General features: G+C 70.5%; 14 protein-coding genes. 11 read left to right on the top strand and 3 right to left on the bottom strand.

All coding sequences use genetic code 11. The features are described 5' to 3' along the window. Position 1 precedes the first annotated feature (1 nt). Both ACFWU9_RS09555 and ACFWU9_RS09550 read right to left on the bottom strand, forming a co-directional pair. Positions 2–1,231: a DUF349 domain-containing protein gene (locus ACFWU9_RS09555; RefSeq protein ID WP_384316050.1), complete on the bottom strand. Its 1,230-nt coding sequence runs from the start codon at positions 1,229–1,231 to the stop codon at positions 2–4. A 247-nt stretch (positions 1,232–1,478) separates the two neighbouring features. Next, positions 1,479–2,267: a peptidylprolyl isomerase gene (locus tag ACFWU9_RS09550; RefSeq protein ID WP_384316048.1), complete on the bottom strand. Its 789-nt coding sequence runs from the start codon at positions 2,265–2,267 to the stop codon at positions 1,479–1,481. Positions 2,268–2,445: 178 nt separating this feature from the next. Here ACFWU9_RS09550 and ACFWU9_RS09545 point away from each other — a divergent pair, with 178 nt between their 5' ends. From ACFWU9_RS09545 to ACFWU9_RS09530, 4 genes are all read left to right on the top strand, one after another. After that, positions 2,446–3,159: an MBL fold metallo-hydrolase gene (locus tag ACFWU9_RS09545; protein ID WP_384316047.1), complete on the top strand. Its 714-nt coding sequence runs from the start codon at positions 2,446–2,448 to the stop codon at positions 3,157–3,159. A 13-nt stretch (positions 3,160–3,172) separates the two neighbouring features. After that, positions 3,173–4,435 carry a histidine--tRNA ligase gene (hisS, locus tag ACFWU9_RS09540; protein WP_384316045.1) on the top strand — a complete coding sequence of 421 codons (1,263 nt, stop codon included), beginning with the start codon at positions 3,173–3,175 and terminating at the stop codon, positions 4,433–4,435. Positions 4,436–4,712: 277 nt separating this feature from the next. Further along, entirely contained in the window at positions 4,713–5,351 is a 639-nt protein-coding gene (locus ACFWU9_RS09535; RefSeq protein WP_384316043.1) for a vitamin K epoxide reductase family protein, read from the top strand. Between the two features lie 72 nt (positions 5,352–5,423). Beyond that, entirely contained in the window at positions 5,424–6,791 is a 1,368-nt protein-coding gene (locus ACFWU9_RS09530) for a replication-associated recombination protein A (protein WP_384316041.1), read from the top strand. Between the two features lie 76 nt (positions 6,792–6,867). Here ACFWU9_RS09530 and ACFWU9_RS09525 read toward each other — a convergent pair whose 3' ends face one another. Beyond that, on the bottom strand, positions 6,868–7,545 hold the full coding sequence (locus ACFWU9_RS09525) for a DUF2470 domain-containing protein (protein WP_384316039.1): 678 nt from the start codon (positions 7,543–7,545) through the stop codon (positions 6,868–6,870). Positions 7,546–7,725: 180 nt separating this feature from the next. Here ACFWU9_RS09525 and rpsD point away from each other — a divergent pair, with 180 nt between their 5' ends. The 7 genes from rpsD (at position 7,726) to ACFWU9_RS09490 (ending at position 15,695) form a co-directional block, all read left to right on the top strand. Further along, on the top strand, positions 7,726–8,340 hold the full coding sequence (rpsD, locus tag ACFWU9_RS09520; protein ID WP_189109226.1) for a 30S ribosomal protein S4: 615 nt from the start codon (positions 7,726–7,728) through the stop codon (positions 8,338–8,340). A gap of 317 nt (positions 8,341–8,657) precedes the next feature. Continuing rightward, a complete protein-coding gene (locus tag ACFWU9_RS09515; protein WP_384316037.1) occupies positions 8,658–9,122 on the top strand; it encodes a DUF948 domain-containing protein in 465 nt (154 codons plus the stop codon). Between the two features lie 7 nt (positions 9,123–9,129). Next, positions 9,130–9,516: a hypothetical protein gene (locus ACFWU9_RS09510; RefSeq protein ID WP_384316035.1), complete on the top strand. Its 387-nt coding sequence runs from the start codon at positions 9,130–9,132 to the stop codon at positions 9,514–9,516. Then, positions 9,516–12,185: an alanine--tRNA ligase gene (gene alaS / locus ACFWU9_RS09505; RefSeq protein WP_384316033.1), complete on the top strand. Its 2,670-nt coding sequence runs from the start codon at positions 9,516–9,518 to the stop codon at positions 12,183–12,185. Before ACFWU9_RS09510 ends, alaS begins: the two co-directional genes overlap by 1 nt. A gap of 60 nt (positions 12,186–12,245) precedes the next feature. Continuing rightward, positions 12,246–12,722 carry a Holliday junction resolvase RuvX gene (gene ruvX / locus ACFWU9_RS09500; RefSeq protein ID WP_384316031.1) on the top strand — a complete coding sequence of 159 codons (477 nt, stop codon included), beginning with the start codon at positions 12,246–12,248 and terminating at the stop codon, positions 12,720–12,722. 191 nt (positions 12,723–12,913) lie between these two features. Beyond that, positions 12,914–14,863, top strand: a complete 1,950-nt coding sequence (gene mltG, locus ACFWU9_RS09495) for an endolytic transglycosylase MltG (protein WP_384316029.1) — start codon at positions 12,914–12,916, stop codon at positions 14,861–14,863. After that, positions 14,850–15,695: a shikimate dehydrogenase gene (locus ACFWU9_RS09490; RefSeq protein ID WP_384316027.1), complete on the top strand. Its 846-nt coding sequence runs from the start codon at positions 14,850–14,852 to the stop codon at positions 15,693–15,695. Before mltG ends, ACFWU9_RS09490 begins: the two co-directional genes overlap by 14 nt. The last annotated feature ends 29 nt before the right edge of the window (positions 15,696–15,724 follow it).

Here is a 15,724-nt window from a genome sequence, read left to right as displayed (position 1 = left end):
GTCAGCCGCCGAACTCCTGGAGACCCTTCAGAGCCTGGTCCAGCAGCGCCTGGCGGCCCTCGAGCTCCTTGGCCAGCTTGTCGGCCCTGGCGTTGTTGCCCGAGGCGCGCGCCGTGTCGATCTGCGTGCGCAGCTTGTCCACGGCCGCCTGGAGCTGGCCCGTCAGACCCGCGGCACGCGCACGCGCCTCCGGGTTCGTACGGCGCCACTCGTTCTCCTCGGACTCCTGAAGAGCCCGCTCGACCGTCTGCATCCGGCCCTCGACCCTGGGCCTGGCGTCGCGCGGCACATGCCCGACCGCCTCCCACCGCTCGTTGATGGCCCGGAACGCGGCGCGGGCCGCCTTCAGGTCCTTCACCGGGAGCAGCCGCTCGGCCTCGGCCGCCAGCTCCTCCTTGAGCTTCAGGTTCTCCGTCTGCTCCGCGTCCCGTTCGGCGAAGACCTCACCACGCGCGGCGAAGAAGACGTCCTGGGCGCCGCGGAAGCGGTTCCACAGGTCGTCCTCGGCCTCGCGCTGCGCGCGGCCCGCCGCCTTCCACTCGGTCATCAGCTCCCGGTAGCGCGCGGCCGTCCCGCCCCAGTCCGTCGAGCCCGACAGCGACTCGGCCTCGGCGACCAGCTTCTCCTTGGCCTTACGGGCCTCCTCGCGCTGGGCGTCCAGCGAGGCGAAGTGCGCCTTGCGGCGCTTGGAGAACGCCGAGCGCGCGTGCGAGAAGCGGTGCCACAGCTCGTCGTCGGACTTCCGGTCCAGCCGCGGCAGCCCCTTCCAGGTGTCCACCAGCGCGCGCAGCCGCTCACCGGCGGAGCGCCACTGGTCGCTCTTGGCCAGCTCCTCGGCCTCCGCGACCAGAGCCTGCTTCGACTCACGGGCCGCGTCCGTCTGCTTGGCCTTCTGGACCTTGCGCTCCTCACGGCGCGCCTCGACCGTCGCGACGAGGCCGTCGAGACGCGTACGCAGGGCGGCGAGATCGCCGACGGCGTGATGCTCGTCCACCTGCGCCCGCAGATGGTCGATGGCGGCCTGCGCGTCCTTGGACGAGAGATCGGTGGTCCTCACCCGCCGTTCGAGAAGGCCGATCTCGACCACCAGGCCCTCGTACTTGCGCTCGAAGTAGGCCAGAGCCTCTTCGGGAGAGCCTGCCTGCCACGATCCGACGACCTGCTCGCCCTCGGCCGTGCGCACGTACACGGTGCCTGTCTCATCGACACGGCCCCACGGGTCGCTGCTCACAGCGCCTCCTCCACCTGATGCCTGCGAGGGGTGCCCCCCGGGCATCATCCACAGTTTCCTGGACGGGCCTCGCCCGTCTTCCGCGACGCGAAAGCGGATCCGCAAAGACGGCCCCGCGCGTCGCACAACGCCAATCTAGGTGACCGGCGGCCCGGCTGTCCGCACTCCGCACGGCCGAAATTCGCGGGGTACCGCGCGGGGCCTTCGAAGGCCCCGCGCCGCGGGCCGTGCCGCCGGTCCACCGTCGTCACGTCTTGTCGACCGTGCCCTTCTCGATCGTGACGGTCTTCTTCGGTGCGCCGTCACCCTTGTTGTCACCGGTGACGCCGCCCGCCGCCACGGCCTTCACGGTCTTCAGGCCCTCGGCGTCCATCGTGCCGAAGGGCGTGTACGAGGGCGGCAGCTTGGTGTCCTTCCACACCAGGAAGAACTGGCTGCCGCCACTGTTCGGCTGGCCGGTATTCGCCATCGCCACCGACCCCGCCGGGTAGGTCACCGAGCCGTCCGCGCCGGGCTTGCCGAGGGCGTCGAGGTTCTCGTCCGCGATGGTGTAGCCCGGACCGCCCGTGCCGTCGCCCTTCGGGTCGCCGCACTGGAGCACGAAGATGTTCTCCGTGGTCAGACGGTGGCACTTCGTACCGTCGAAGAACTTCTTGTCCGCGAGGGACTTGAAGGAGTTCACCGTCTCGGGAGTCTTCGCGGCGTCCATCGCGATACCGATGTCGCCCTGGTTCGTCTTGAGGGACATCGTGTACTTCGCCTTGGCGTCGATCGCCATCTTCGGCCCCGCCGGCTTGCTCTCGGTCGGCGACGGGGGCGCGGACGGGCTGTCCTGCGCGACGTCCTTCTCACCGTTGTCGTCCGTCAGGCCCGCGATGGCCCACGCGCCGCCCGCCGCCGCCAGTACGACGGCCAGCGCGGAAGCGATGATCGCGTTACGGCGCCTGGCGCCCCTGCGGATCTCCGCCCGGCGCTGCTGCTGCCGCTCGAACTTCTCCCTGGCAAGCTGGCGCCGGCGCTGCTCGCTGTTGACCACCGGGTCGTCTCCTCGTGTCTTCGTGGGCCCTGTCGGGGCGGTGCTCGGACCGTGCTCGGAACTAAGTCCTACGAACGCTGACTAGCCCCGTACGGTATATGGGTTACCTGTGGAATGAGGAGCGCCGGTAGGCTCTGATCTGCTGCAATCTCCCGACGGACGACATTTGAGGACGATCGTGCTTATTGCCGGTTTCCCCGCCGGGGCCTGGGGGACCAACTGCTATCTGGTCGCCCCCGCCGCGGGTGAGGAGTGCGTGATCATCGACCCCGGCCACCAGGCGACGGAGGGCGTCGCGGAGACGGTCAGGAAGCACCGCCTCAAGCCGGTCGCCGTGATGGTCACCCACGGCCACATCGACCACGTCGCGTCGGTCGTCCCCGTCTGCGGCGCCCACGACGTGCCGGCCTGGATCCACCCCGCGGACCGGTACATGCTGAGCGATCCCGAGAAGGGCCTCGGCCGCGCCATCGGCATGCCGCTCATGGGCGAGCTCACGGTGGGAGAGCCCGACGACCTCAAGGAGCTGACCGACGGCGCCGAGCTGGAGCTCGCGGGTCTGCGCTTCGGCGTCGCGCACGCGCCCGGCCATACGAAGGGGTCGGTGACCTTCGGGCTGCCCGAGGCGGCGGACATCCCGCCCGTACTGTTCTCGGGGGACCTGCTGTTCGCCGGCTCCGTCGGACGATCGGACCTGCCCGGCGGCGACGCGGCCGAGCTGCTCGAGTCACTGGGCCGCGTGTGCCTGCCGCTCGACGACTCGACCGTGGTGCTGTCCGGCCACGGCCCCCAGACGACCATCGGCCAGGAGCGAGCCACCAACCCCTTTCTGCGCGAGGTGGCCGCAGGCCCCGGCAGCGGCCCGAGCGCCGCTCCGCGACGAGGAATGTGACGCAGCGAACCTCATGAACACCTTTCAGGCCCCCAAGGGCACGTACGACCTGCTCCCCCCGGATTCCGCCGTCTTCCTCGCGGTGCGCGAGGCGATCTCCGCGCCGCTGAAGAACTCCGGTTACGGCTACATCGAGACGCCCGGCTTCGAGGACGTCGAGCTCTTCGCCCGCGGCGTCGGCGAGTCCACCGACATCGTCACCAAGGAGATGTACACCCTCACCACCAAGGGCGGCTCGGAGCTGGCGCTGCGCCCCGAGGGCACGGCCTCCGTGCTGCGCGCGGCGCTCGAAGCCAATCTGCACAAGGCGGGCAACCTCCCCGTCAAGCTCTGGTACTCCGGTTCGTACTACCGCTACGAGCGCCCGCAGAAGGGCCGCTACCGCCACTTCTCGCAGGTCGGCGCGGAGGCCATCGGCGCCGAGGACCCGGCGCTCGACGCCGAGCTGATCATCCTGGCCGACCAGGCGTACCGCTCGCTCGGACTGACCGGCTTCCGCATCCTGCTGAACTCGCTGGGCGACAAGGAGTGCCGCCCCGTCTACCGCGAGGCGCTCCAGACCTTCCTCCGCGATCTCGACCTGGACGAGGACACCCGGCGGCGTATCGAGATCAACCCCCTGCGGGTCCTCGACGACAAGCGCCCGGCCGTACGGAGCCAGCTCACCGACGCCCCGAGGCTGCGCGACTATCTGTGCGACGCCTGCCGGGAGTACCACGCGGAGGTGCGCGCTCTGCTGACCTCGGCGGGTGTCGCGTACGAGGACGACGAACGGCTCGTACGGGGGCTCGACTACTACACCCGCACGACCTTCGAGTTCGTCCACGACGGTCTCGGCGCGCAGTCGGCCGTGGGCGGCGGCGGGCGCTACGACGGGCTCTCCGAGATGATCGGCGGCCCCGCGCTGCCGTCCGTGGGCTGGGCGCTCGGAGTGGACCGTACGGTGCTGGCTCTGGAGGCCGAGGGCATCACGCTCCAACTGCCGCCCGCCACCAGTGTGTTCGCGGTACCGCTCGGCGAGGAGGCGCGCCGGCTGCTGTTCGGCGTGGTCACCGAGTTGCGCAGGGCCGGGGTCGCGGCCGACTTCAGCTACGGCGGCAAGGGACTCAAGGGCGCGATGAAGAACGCCAACCGCTCGGGCGCGCGGTTCACGGTCGTCGCCGGTGAGCGCGATCTCGCCGAGGGCGTGGCGCAGGTCAAGGACATGGAGAGCGGCGAGCAGAAGCCCGTACCGCTCGACGGCCTGGTGGCCGACCTGACCGCCAGACTCGCCTGACCGACCCGGCATTGGACGACGGGCCCCGGACGCCTCAGGCGTCCGGGGCCCGTTCCGTGAGCCGTCAACCCGGCGGGCGCCGATTCGTCCTGCCGCACGCCTCGGATTCCGGAGCGCGCCGCCCGCCGCCGGGGCCGGAATCCCCGTGCCCGGCCGCCTCTCCCGGACGAGTGTCCGTACGTCCTTATGTCCGCCGAACGGTGGACACGGGGCCGAGTACGGCAGAATTGACCGGACCCCTCCGCAGGCCGCGGACCACGAGGCATGGAACGGCGATATGACGAGTACAGCGCTGGACGACGTGACCGCCGACCGGGCGGAGCACGGCGGCGCCCCCGGGCATTTCGGTGCGGGGCGGGTGCTGGCGTGGTTGTTGGTGGTGACGGGTGCGGCGGGTGTGGTGGCGTCGTGGGTGATCACGGTTGACAAGTTCAGGCTGTTGGAGGATCCGGGGTTCACGCCGGGGTGCAGTCTGAATCCGGTGGTGTCGTGCGGGAACATCATGAAGAGCGATCAGGCGTCGGTGTTCGGGTTTCCGAATCCGATGCTGGGTCTGGTGGCGTACGCGGTGGTGGTGTGTGTGGGTGCGGGGCTGCTGGCGGGGGCGCGGTTCCGGCGGTGGTTCTGGGTGGGGCTGAACGGCGGGATGCTGTTCGGTGTCGGTTTCTGTACGTGGTTGCAGTACCAGTCGCTGTACAGCATCGGGTCGCTCTGTCTGTGGTGCTCGCTGGCGTGGGTCGCGACGATCGTGATGTTCTGTTACGTGACGACGTTCAACGTCACGCACCGGGTTCTTCCCGCGCCGAGGTGGCTGCGCGGTGGGCTGGGGGAGTTCCACTGGGTGCCGCCGGTGCTGTGGATCGGGATCATCGGGATGCTGGTCCTGACCCGCTGGTGGGACTTCTGGACCAGCTGACCGGCCCGTACCGGGATCGCCCGGCCATCGGCGCCGATCACACTGTCGGTGGGCTGGCATAGGCTCTGAGATGTGGAGCCCGACCTCTTTACCGCAGCGGCCGAAGACCGCCAGGAGAAGGACCCGTCCAGCAGCCCGCTGGCCGTCCGGATGCGTCCGCGCGTCCTGGACGAGGTGGTCGGCCAGCGGCATCTGCTCAAGCCCGGCTCCCCGATGCGACGCCTGGTCGAACAGGCCGCCCAGGGCAGGGGACCCGCGGGCCCCTCGTCCGTGCTCCTCTGGGGCCCTCCCGGCACGGGCAAGACGACCCTCGCCCATGTCGTCTCCAAGGCCACCGACGCGCGTTTCGTCGAGCTGTCCGCGATCACCGCCGGTGTCAAGGAGGTCCGCGCCGTCATCGACGGCGCCCGGCGCGCCTCCGGCGGCTTCGGCAAGGAGACCGTCCTCTTCCTGGACGAGATCCACCGGTTCAGCAAGGCCCAGCAGGACTCCCTGCTGCCCGCCGTGGAGAACCGCTGGGTCACGCTCATCGCGGCCACCACCGAGAATCCGTATTTCTCGATCATTTCCCCGCTGCTCTCACGTTCCCTGCTGCTGACGCTGGAGCCGCTCACCGACGACGACCTGCGCGCCCTGTTGCGCCGCGCGCTCACCGAGGAGCGCGGTCTCGGCGGCGCGGTCTCCCTGCCCGACGACTCCGAGGCACATCTGCTGCGGATCGCCGGAGGGGACGCCCGCCGGGTCCTGACCGCCCTGGAGGCGGCGGCGGGCGCGGCGATCTCCAAGGGCGAGAAGGAGATCAGCCTCGCCACGGTGGAGGAGACGGTCGACCGCGCCGCCGTGAAGTACGACCGGGACGGAGACCAGCACTACGACGTGGCGAGCGCCCTCATCAAGTCGATCCGCGGCTCCGACGTGGACGCGGCGCTGCACTATCTGGCGCGCATGATCGAGGCGGGCGAGGACCCCCGGTTCATCGCCCGCCGGCTGATGATCTCCGCCAGCGAGGACATCGGCCTCGCCGACCCGACGGCCCTGCCCACGGCCGTCGCGGCGGCGCAGGCGGTGGCGATGATCGGCTTCCCGGAGGCCGCGCTCACCCTCAGCCACGCGACCATCGCCCTGGCGCTGGCCCCGAAGTCGAACGCGGCGACGCTCGCGATCTCCGCCGCGCTGGAGGACGTGAAGAAGGGGCTGGCCGGGCCCGTACCCCCGCATCTGCGCGACGGCCACTACAAGGGGGCGGCCAAGCTCGGCCACGCGCAGGGGTACGTCTATCCGCACGACGTGCCCGGCGGTATCGCCGCGCAGCGGTATCTCCCGGACGAGGTGGGGGACCGGCGGTACTACGCACCGACGCGGTACGGCGCGGAGGCGCGCTACGCGGACGTGGTCGAGAAGGTCCGCGAGCGCCTGCGCGGCGACGCCCCGTCGAACTGAGCCCTTCGACCGGGGACGAGCGGGGACGACCGGGGACGCGTGCGGGCGCCGATGCCCGGACGCCGGCCGGCGGGGCTCAGCTGCTCGCGGCCTCGAACAGCGCGTGCATGGCGCGGCGCAGTTCGGCCACGTCACGCACCGGCTCGGGGAAGTCGAAGCGGGCGTCGAAGCAGTTGACGCCGGTGAAGCGGACCCGGAGTCCGAAGCGGTCCACGCCGACCGGCACGGCCGCCGTCCCGCCGGTCCGCGCGCCGAGCAGCGAGCGCAGTGTCCCCACCTCGGCGCTGTGCGCGGCGTGCAGATGCTGGAGGAGCTCGGCCTCGTGCTCCGACAGCGGGTCCGGCAGGGCCGCGGCGAACGCGTCCGCCTCCACCGACTCCGCGCCCCACAGGTCGTCCACGTACGCCTCGCCGACCTCCAGCCGCAGTGTCGTCCGGCCGGGCTCGGCAGTCCCCGGTGCGCGGGTCAGCCAGCCGGAGACCCAGGCCCGGCCCCGGATACGGTGGGGGACGGAGACCGGGGCGACATCGGTGATCTCCAGCACCGCGGCCAGCTCGTCGGCCTGTGCGTGGGTCGCCGCCCGGACGACGGGGGAGTCCGCGGCGAAGGCCAGCAGCACGTCGCCCTCGCCGTCCACGCCCCGCGCGTCGGGCATCAACTGGTCGGGTCGGGGGGCGTCCAGGCCCGGGACGAGCAGCACGGATGAGCATGTACTCTGTACGAGAGTTCGTGTGCGCTCGGCTGCTGACGGCATCCGGGCGATTTCAAGCCCGCTGGGACGCGGCTGACCATGAGCTGATCGGACCTCCGTCGTATCGATGCCCTGCGCGTCGAGACTGTCTGTGATGCGCGTGGTGTTCCCAGGGCGACGAGACATGCGATCTCCTTTGAGTAAGGTGAGCCTAACCTAACCTACAACGGAGGTCTGGAGAACGTGCCTAACCAGTCGCGTCCCAAGGTCAAGAAGTCACGCGCGCTCGGTATCGCGCTGACGCCGAAGGCCGTGAAGTACTTCGAGGCCCGTCCCTACCCGCCGGGCGAGCACGGCCGCGGCCGCAAGCAGAACAGTGACTACAAGGTCCGTCTGCTGGAGAAGCAGCGTCTGCGTGCCCAGTACGACATCAGCGAGCGCCAGATGGCCCGCGCCTACGACCGCGCTCGCAAGGCCGGCGGCAAGACCGGCGAGGCCCTGGTCGTCGAGCTGGAGCGTCGTCTCGACGCCCTGGTCCTGCGTTCGGGCATCGCCCGCACCATCTACCAGGCCCGTCAGATGGTCGTCCACGGCCACATCGAGGTCAACGGCGGCAAGGTCGACAAGCCGTCCTTCCGCGTCCGTCCCGACGATGTCGTGATGGTCCGCGAGCGCAGCCGCGAGAAGGTTCCCTTCCAGGTCGCCCGCGAGGGTGGTTACGACACGGACGGCGAGACCCCGCGCTACATCCAGGTCAACCTGAAGGCGCTGGCGTTCCGTCTGGACCGTGAGCCGCTGCGCAAGGAGATCCCGGTCATCTGCGACGAGCAGCTCGTCGTCGAGTACTACGCCCGCTGATCACCCTCTGATCCAGGTGTGGTCGGCGCGGTCACTCGCGCCCAGCCCGCCGCTTCCCCGCCGATCCGGCAGGGGGAGCCGGCGGGCTCTCGCGTCTCCCGACCGCTCTCCCGACCGGCTTCGCGGCCTCCCCGCCGGCCGGTTCGACTCCCCGTCCCCGCCGCGGCCGGCGAGGTGGGTCCGCGACCGCCGTAAAGCGGTACGGGGAGTCACTCCGGGCGCGATAGGGTCGAGGGAGACCTTTCTCGGGTCGGCCGGGTCGTTCGAGATCCGGTGTGACCCGATCGACCCACAACAGACGCAGAGAGCGGTGCAGCGTGACCGGTGGAGAGGTTGCCGGGATCCTGGTGGCCGTCTTCTGGGCGGTTCTGGTCACCCTCCTCGCCGTGGTGCTCGTGAGGCTGGCGCAGACGCTCAAGGCGACCACCAGACTCGTCGCGGACGTGACCGACCAGGCCGTACCGCTGCTGGCGGACGCGTCGGCGACCGTACGCGCGGCACAGACCCAGCTCGACCGGGTCGACGCCATCGCCACGGACGTCCAGGAGGTCACCTCCAACGCCTCCGCGCTCTCCACGACCGTGGCGTCGACCTTCGGCGGCCCCCTGGTGAAGGTCGCGGCCTTCGGCTACGGCGTGCGGCGGGCGATGGGCCGCAAGACCCCCGCCGAGCCGGCACCCGCCGAGCGCAAGGCATCGGTACCGGCCGCGCGTGGCCGGCGCACGGTCATCGTGGGCAGGACCGTTCCGTCCGCCCGACGCAGCAGGAAGCAGAAGGGCTGAGGCAGCGATGTTCCGCCGTACGTTCTGGTTCACCGCGGGCGCGGCGGCCGGGGTCTGGGCCACCACCAAGGTCCACAGCAAACTCCGGCGGCTGGCGCCCGAGAGTCTCGCCGCGCAGGCGGCCGACAAGGCCGTCGACGCCGGACACCGGCTCAGGGACTTCGCCCTCGACGTGCGCGCGGGCATGGCCCAGCGCGAGTCCGAACTGGGCGAGGCGCTGGGGCTCGACACCCCCGTCGACCGCGAACTCCCCGCCCAGCGCCGCCTCGCCGTCGAAGGCCGTGTCGAACGCCGCCGCGACGACCACGGGCCCGGCGCCGACGCGTACGACCACCACGACCACAGCGACAGACTCGACTCGCGTACACCGCACAACCGGAATGAGGACCACTGATGGAGTCGGCCGAAATCCGCCGCCGCTGGCTGAGCTTCTTCGAGGGGCGCGGGCACACCGCGGTCCCCTCGGCGTCGCTCATCGCGGACGACCCGACTCTCCTGCTGGTCCCCGCGGGCATGGTCCCCTTCAAGCCGTACTTCCTCGGTGAGGTCAAGGCCCCCGCCCCCCGGCTGACCAGCGTGCAGAAGTGCGTCCGCACGCCGGACATCGAAGAGGTCGGCAAGACCACCCGGCACGGCACGTTCTTCCAGATGTGCGGCAACTTCTCCTTCGGCGACTACTTCAAAGAGGGCGCCATCACCCTCGCCTGGGAGCTGCTGACCACCCCGGTGGCCGACGGCGGCTACGGCCTCGACCCCGACAGGCTCTGGGTCACGGTCTATCTGGACGACGACGAGGCCGCCGACGTGTGGACGGACAAGGTCGGCTTCCCCGCCGAGCGCGTCCAGCGGCTGGGCAAGAAGGACAACTACTGGTCCATGGGCGTGCCCGGCCCCTGCGGTCCCTGCTCGGAGATCTTCTACGACCGCGGCCCGGAGTTCGGCGAAGAGGGCGGCCCGGCCGTCAACGACGAGCGCTACGTGGAGATCTGGAACCTGGTCTTCATGCAGTACGAGCGCGGCGCCGGCGAGGGCAAGGAGGACTTCCCGATCCTCGGCGAGCTGCCGTCCAAGAACATCGACACCGGCCTCGGCCTCGAACGTCTCGCCATGGTCCTCCAGGACGTCCACAACATGTTCGAGATCGACACGTCGATGGCCGTCATCGACAAGGCGACCGAACTGACCGGCGTCCGTTACGGAGCCGACGAGGCCTCGGACGTCTCCCTGCGCGTCGTCACCGACCACATGCGCACCTCCGTGATGCTCATCGGCGACGGTGTCACGCCCGGCAACGAGGGACGCGGGTACGTCCTGCGCCGCATCCTGCGCCGCGCCGTGCGCAACATGCGGCTCCTCGGCGCCACCGGACCGGTTGTCGCCGACCTGATCGACGTGGTCATCAGGTCGATGGGCCAGCAGTACCCCGAGCTGATCACCGACCGCAAGCGCATCGAGACCGTCGCCCTCGCCGAGGAGGCCGCCTTCCTCAAGGCCATCAAGGGCGGCACCAACATCCTCGACACGGCCGTCACCGAGACCAAGGCCGCAGGCGGCTCGGTCCTGGCCGGCGACAAGGCGTTCCTGCTCCACGACACCTGGGGCTTCCCGATCGACCTCACCCTCGAAATGGCCGCCGAACAGGGCCTCTCCGTGGACGAGGACGGCTTCCGCCGGCTCATGAAGGAGCAGCGGGACCGGGCCAAGGCCGACGCCAGGTCGAAGAAGACCGGTCACGCCGACCTCTCCTCCTACCGCGAGGTCGCCGACACCTCCGGCGCCACCGAGTTCACCGGGTACGTCAGCACCGAGGGCGAGTCGCGGATCGTCGGCCTGCTCGTCGACGGTGTGCCGTCACCCGCCGCCACCGAGGGCGACGAGGTCGAGGTCGTCCTCGACCGCACCCCGTTCTACGCCGAGGGCGGTGGCCAGCTCGCCGACCAGGGACGGATCCGGCTCGACACCGGCGCGGTCATCCAGGTCCGTGACGTCCAGCAGCCGGTCCCGGGTGTCTCCGTGCACAAGGGGTCCGTGCAGGTCGGTGAAGTCACGGTGGGCGCCCCGGCGTTCGCCGCCATCGACACCCGCCGCCGCCGCGCCATCGCGCGCGCCCACAGCGCGACCCATCTGACCCACCAGGCGCTGCGCGACGCCCTCGGCCCGACGGCCGCCCAGGCCGGCTCCGAGAACTCGCCCGGCCGCTTCCGCTTCGACTTCGGCTCGCCCGCCGCCGTACCGGGCACGGTGCTCACCGATGTCGAGCAGAAGATCAACGAGGTGCTCGGACGGGAACTCGACGTCCAGGCCGAGGTCATGTCCATCGACGACGCCAAGAAGCAGGGAGCCATCGCCGAGTTCGGCGAGAAGTACGGCGAGCGCGTCCGCGTCGTCACCATCGGCGACTTCTCCAAGGAGCTGTGCGGCGGCACGCACGTGCACAACACCGCCCAGCTGGGCCTGGTGAAGCTGCTCGGCGAGTCCTCGATCGGCTCCGGCGTGCGCCGTATCGAAGCGCTGGTCGGCGTGGACGCCTACAACTTCCTCGCCAGGGAGCACACCGTCGTCGCCCAGCTCCAGGAGCTGGTCAAGGGCCGCTCCGAGGAACTGCCGGAGAAGATCGCCGGGATGCTCGCCAAGCTGAGGGACGCCGAGAAGGAGATCGAGAAGTTCCGCGCGGAGAAGGTGCTGGCCGCCGCCGCCGGACTGGTCGAGGGCGCCAGGGACGTACGCGGTACGGCCCTGGTCACCGGCCAGGTGCCGGACGGCACCTCGGCCGACGATCTGCGCAGGCTGGTGCTGGACGTGCGCGGCCGGATCACCGGTGGCCGCCCCGCGGTCGTCGCGCTGTTCACGACCGTGGGCGGGCGCCCGCTGACGGTCATCGCCACCAACGAGGCGGCGCGTGAGCGCGGGCTCAAGGCCGGCGAACTGGTCCGCGCCGCCGCCAAGACCCTCGGTGGCGGAGGCGGCGGCAAGCCGGACGTCGCCCAGGGCGGCGGTCAGAATCCCGAGGCCATCGGCGACGCCGTGGCCGCCGTGGAGCGCCTCGTCGAGGGGACGGCCTGAGGACATGCCCGAGGACGCGGCCGAGGCCATGGCCGGAGAAGCGGCCGGAGACGTGGCGGGGTGACCGCCCTCGTGCGCCGGGGCCGAAGACTCGCCGTCGACGTCGGGGACGCCCGCATCGGGGTCGCCTCGTGCGACCCCGACGGGCTCCTCGCGACGCCGGTGGAGACGGTGCCGGGACGTGATGTCCAGGCCGCCCACCGCCGGCTCGTGCAGCTGGTGGAGGAGTACGAGCCGATCGAGGTCGTCGTCGGACTGCCGCGTTCGCTCAGCGGCGGCGAGGGCCCGGCGGCCGTCAAGGTGCGGGCGTTCGCGGAAGAGGTCGCCCGTAGGATCGCACCGGTCCCCGTGCGGCTCGTGGATGAGAGAATGACGACGGTGACCGCCGGCCAGGGACTGCGCGCCTCGGGTGTGAAGTCCAAGAAGGGCAGGTCCGTCATCGATCAGGTGGCGGCCGTCATCATCCTGCAGAACGCGCTGGAGTCCGAAAGAGCGTCGGGAGCGCCGCCCGGTGAGGGTGTGCGGGTTCAGACCTGAGACGCCTGATCGGGCGAAACCGGAACATACTTACGGTTATCTGTGTGCGAGGATGAAGGCCGCCTGATCGCGATACGGTAACGTTCCGCGCGATGCGGCGGGGATTCGAACAACTGCCGCACAGAGAGAGGCGTTACGGACACCGGGCCATCCGCGCCCGGCACCGCTCGCCTCGCGGCTCTAGGGGATCGATGACTGACTATGGCCGGGGTCGAGGCCCTGAACCGTGGCACCCCGAGGACCCCTTGTACGGGGACCAGGGGTGGGGAGCGCAGCAGGCCGCCGACGGCCACACTCCTTACGACGCTCAGCCTCAGGCTCAGCAGCCCCATCCGCAGCAGCAGTACGACCCCCAGTACGACGGTGGCGGCTGGGACACCGGCCAGCAGCAGTACGCGCAGCAGCCTCAGCAACAGCACCCCCAGCAGGGGCATCCGCAGCAACAGCAGTACAACCCCCAGTACGACGGCGGTGGCTGGGACACCGGCCAGCAGGTGTACATCCCGCAGCAGCACCAGCCGCAGCAGCACCCTCAGCAACACCCGGGGCACCAGCAGCAACACCCCCAGCAGCAGCCCCATTACCAGCAGCAACAGCAACAGCAGCAGTACAGCGAGCCGCAGTACGACCAGCAGCAGTACGCCGGACAGGGGCCCAACGACCCCCAGTACGGCGGGGGTTGGGACACCGGCCAGCAGGGGGCCATGCCGTACGGCGAGGGCCAGGGCGACCCCTACGCGGCCCCGCAGGGCGGCGGTTACGGCGGCGAGAGCCCCGACCCGTACGGCAACTCCGAGGCGTACCCCCAGCCCGGCCCCCCGGGACCCCGTCAGGCGGCGCCCCCGCCGCCTCCCCGGCCCGAGCCCGAGAACGACTGGGACGGTCCGCAGCCGGAGGAGACCCATCCGTTCTTCACCGGCGAGGACGGCGACGACGGCGGCCGGCGCCGTGAGCGGGACGACGACCGGAACGACGAGACGGACGACCGCGCGTACGACGACGAGGACGACGGCCGTCGCGGAGGCGGCGGACGTGACCGCCGCGGCCCGTCGAAGAAGAAGCGGCGCGGCGGCGGTGCCTGTCTGGTGGCCGGTCTGGTCCTCGTCGGCGCCACGGCGGGCGGCGGGTACTACGCGTACCAGTTCTGGCAGGAGCGCTTCGGTCCGCCCCCCGACTTCGCGGGCGCCGGTACCGGCTCGGTCCAGGTCGAGATCCCGCAGGGCGCGGGTCTCAGCGAGATGGGCAACCTGCTGAAGGCGAGCGGGGTGGTCAAGAGCGCGGGCGCGTTCGTCGAAGCGGCGGGCGAACACCCGAAAGGCAAGGCCATCCAGCCGGGTGTCTATCCGCTGAAGAAGGAGATGTCGGCCAAGGCCGCCGTCGAGCTGATGACCAACCCGGCCAATCTGAATTCGCTGACCATCGGTGAGGGCACGCGCGCGGTAAAGGTCTACGAGTTCATCGACACGAAACTCAAGCTCGAACCCGGTACTACCGCCGGTGTCGCCAAGGCGCAGGCCGGCAAACTCGGCCTGCCCGCCTGGGCGGACGACAACGAGGACATCAAGGACCCGCTCGAAGGATTCCTCTATCCCGCGCGGTACGACATCGGGGAGAAGACCAAGCCGGAGGACGTCCTCAAGCAGATGGTCGCCCGGTCCAACCAGGAGTACAAGAAGTACGATCTGGAGAAATCAGCCGCTGACCTCGGTCTGGAGTCCCCGCTCGATGTCGTCACCGTCGCCAGCCTGGTGCAGGCCGAAGGCATCACCCACGACGACTTCAAGAAGATGGCGGCGGTCGTCTACAACCGGCTCAAGCCGACGAACACCGACACCAACCAGAAGCTCGAATTCGACTCGACCTTCAATTACTTGAAGAACGAGAGCGAGATCGACATCTCCACCGCGGAGATCAGGAACCACGACGACCCGTACAACACGTACTTCTACAAGGGTCTTCCGCCGGGTCCGATCGGAAATCCGGGTGCTGACGCGCTGAACGCCACCAAGGCGCCGGACTCTGGTGGTTGGATGTACTTCATCTCCATCGACGGCAAGACCACCGAATTCACCAAGACCCTGGCCGAGCACCAGAAGCTGGTCGACAAGTTCAACGAGCGACGGAAGAATGCCAACGACTAGCACCACCGGGCGCAGGGCGGCCGTCCTCGGCTCGCCCATCGCCCACTCCCTCTCCCCGGTGCTGCACCGGGCCGCGTACGCGGAACTGGGTCTCACCCACTGGTCGTACGACCGCTTCGAGGTGGCCGAGGCGGGGCTTGCCCCGTTCCTCGCCGGTCTCGACGCGTCCTGGGCCGGGCTCTCGCTGACCATGCCGCTGAAGCGGGCCGTCATCCCGCTGCTCGACGGGATCAGCGGGACGGCGTCGTCCGTCGAGGCCGTCAACACTGTTGTCGTCGACGCCGACGGTCGACGCACCGGTGACAACACCGACATCCCCGGCATGCTCGCCGCGCTGCGCGAGCGCGGTGTCGCCGCGGTGGAGTCCGCGGCCGTCCTTGGCGCGGGGGCGACGGCGTCGTCCGCGATCGCCGCGCTCTCGCACGTCTGCGAGGGTCCGGTCACCGCCTACGTACGCAGCCGGGACCGCGCCGCCGAGATGAGCGGCTGGGGGACCAGGCTCGGCGTCGACGTCCGCACCGCCGACTGGGCGGAGGCCGCCGACGCGTTCGGCGCCCCGCTGGTGATCGCCACGACCCCCGCGGGCGCCACCGACGCGCTGGCCCCGCACGTCCCCGACCGTCCCGGCACCCTCTTCGACGTGCTGTACGACCCCTGGCCCACCGCGCTCGCCGCCGCCTGGTCCGCCCGGGGCGGTTCCGTGGTCGGCGGTCTCGACCTCCTCGTGCACCAGGCCGTCCTCCAGGTCGAGCTGATGACCGGCCGCGCGCCCGCGCCGCTCGCCGTGATGCGCGACGCCGGCGAGCAGGCGCTCGGGGCGCACAGCGTCTGACCAGCGGGCCCCGCGGAGCGCGGCGGCTC

Origin of the sequence: Streptomyces sp. NPDC058653 (assembly GCF_042716895.1) — a bacterium.
GTDB lineage: Bacteria > Actinomycetota > Actinomycetes > Streptomycetales > Streptomycetaceae > Streptomyces.
Note: the sequence above shows the minus strand (reverse complement) of the source record. Positions and strands in the feature narration are given on the sequence as shown.

Coding starts and splice junctions, on each gene's coding strand:
- hisS (WP_384316045.1), top strand. CDS start 3,173: ATGAACACCTTTCAGGCCCCCAAGGGCACGTACGACCTGCTCCCCCCG.
- ACFWU9_RS09535 (WP_384316043.1), top strand. CDS start 4,713: ATGACGAGTACAGCGCTGGACGACGTGACCGCCGACCGGGCGGAGCAC.
- ACFWU9_RS09525 (WP_384316039.1), bottom strand. CDS start 7,545: ATGCCGTCAGCAGCCGAGCGCACACGAACTCTCGTACAGAGTACATGC.
- ACFWU9_RS09510 (WP_384316035.1), top strand. CDS start 9,130: ATGTTCCGCCGTACGTTCTGGTTCACCGCGGGCGCGGCGGCCGGGGTC.
- alaS (WP_384316033.1), top strand. CDS start 9,516: ATGGAGTCGGCCGAAATCCGCCGCCGCTGGCTGAGCTTCTTCGAGGGG.
- mltG (WP_384316029.1), top strand. CDS start 12,914: ATGACTGACTATGGCCGGGGTCGAGGCCCTGAACCGTGGCACCCCGAG.
- ACFWU9_RS09490 (WP_384316027.1), top strand. CDS start 14,850: ATGCCAACGACTAGCACCACCGGGCGCAGGGCGGCCGTCCTCGGCTCG.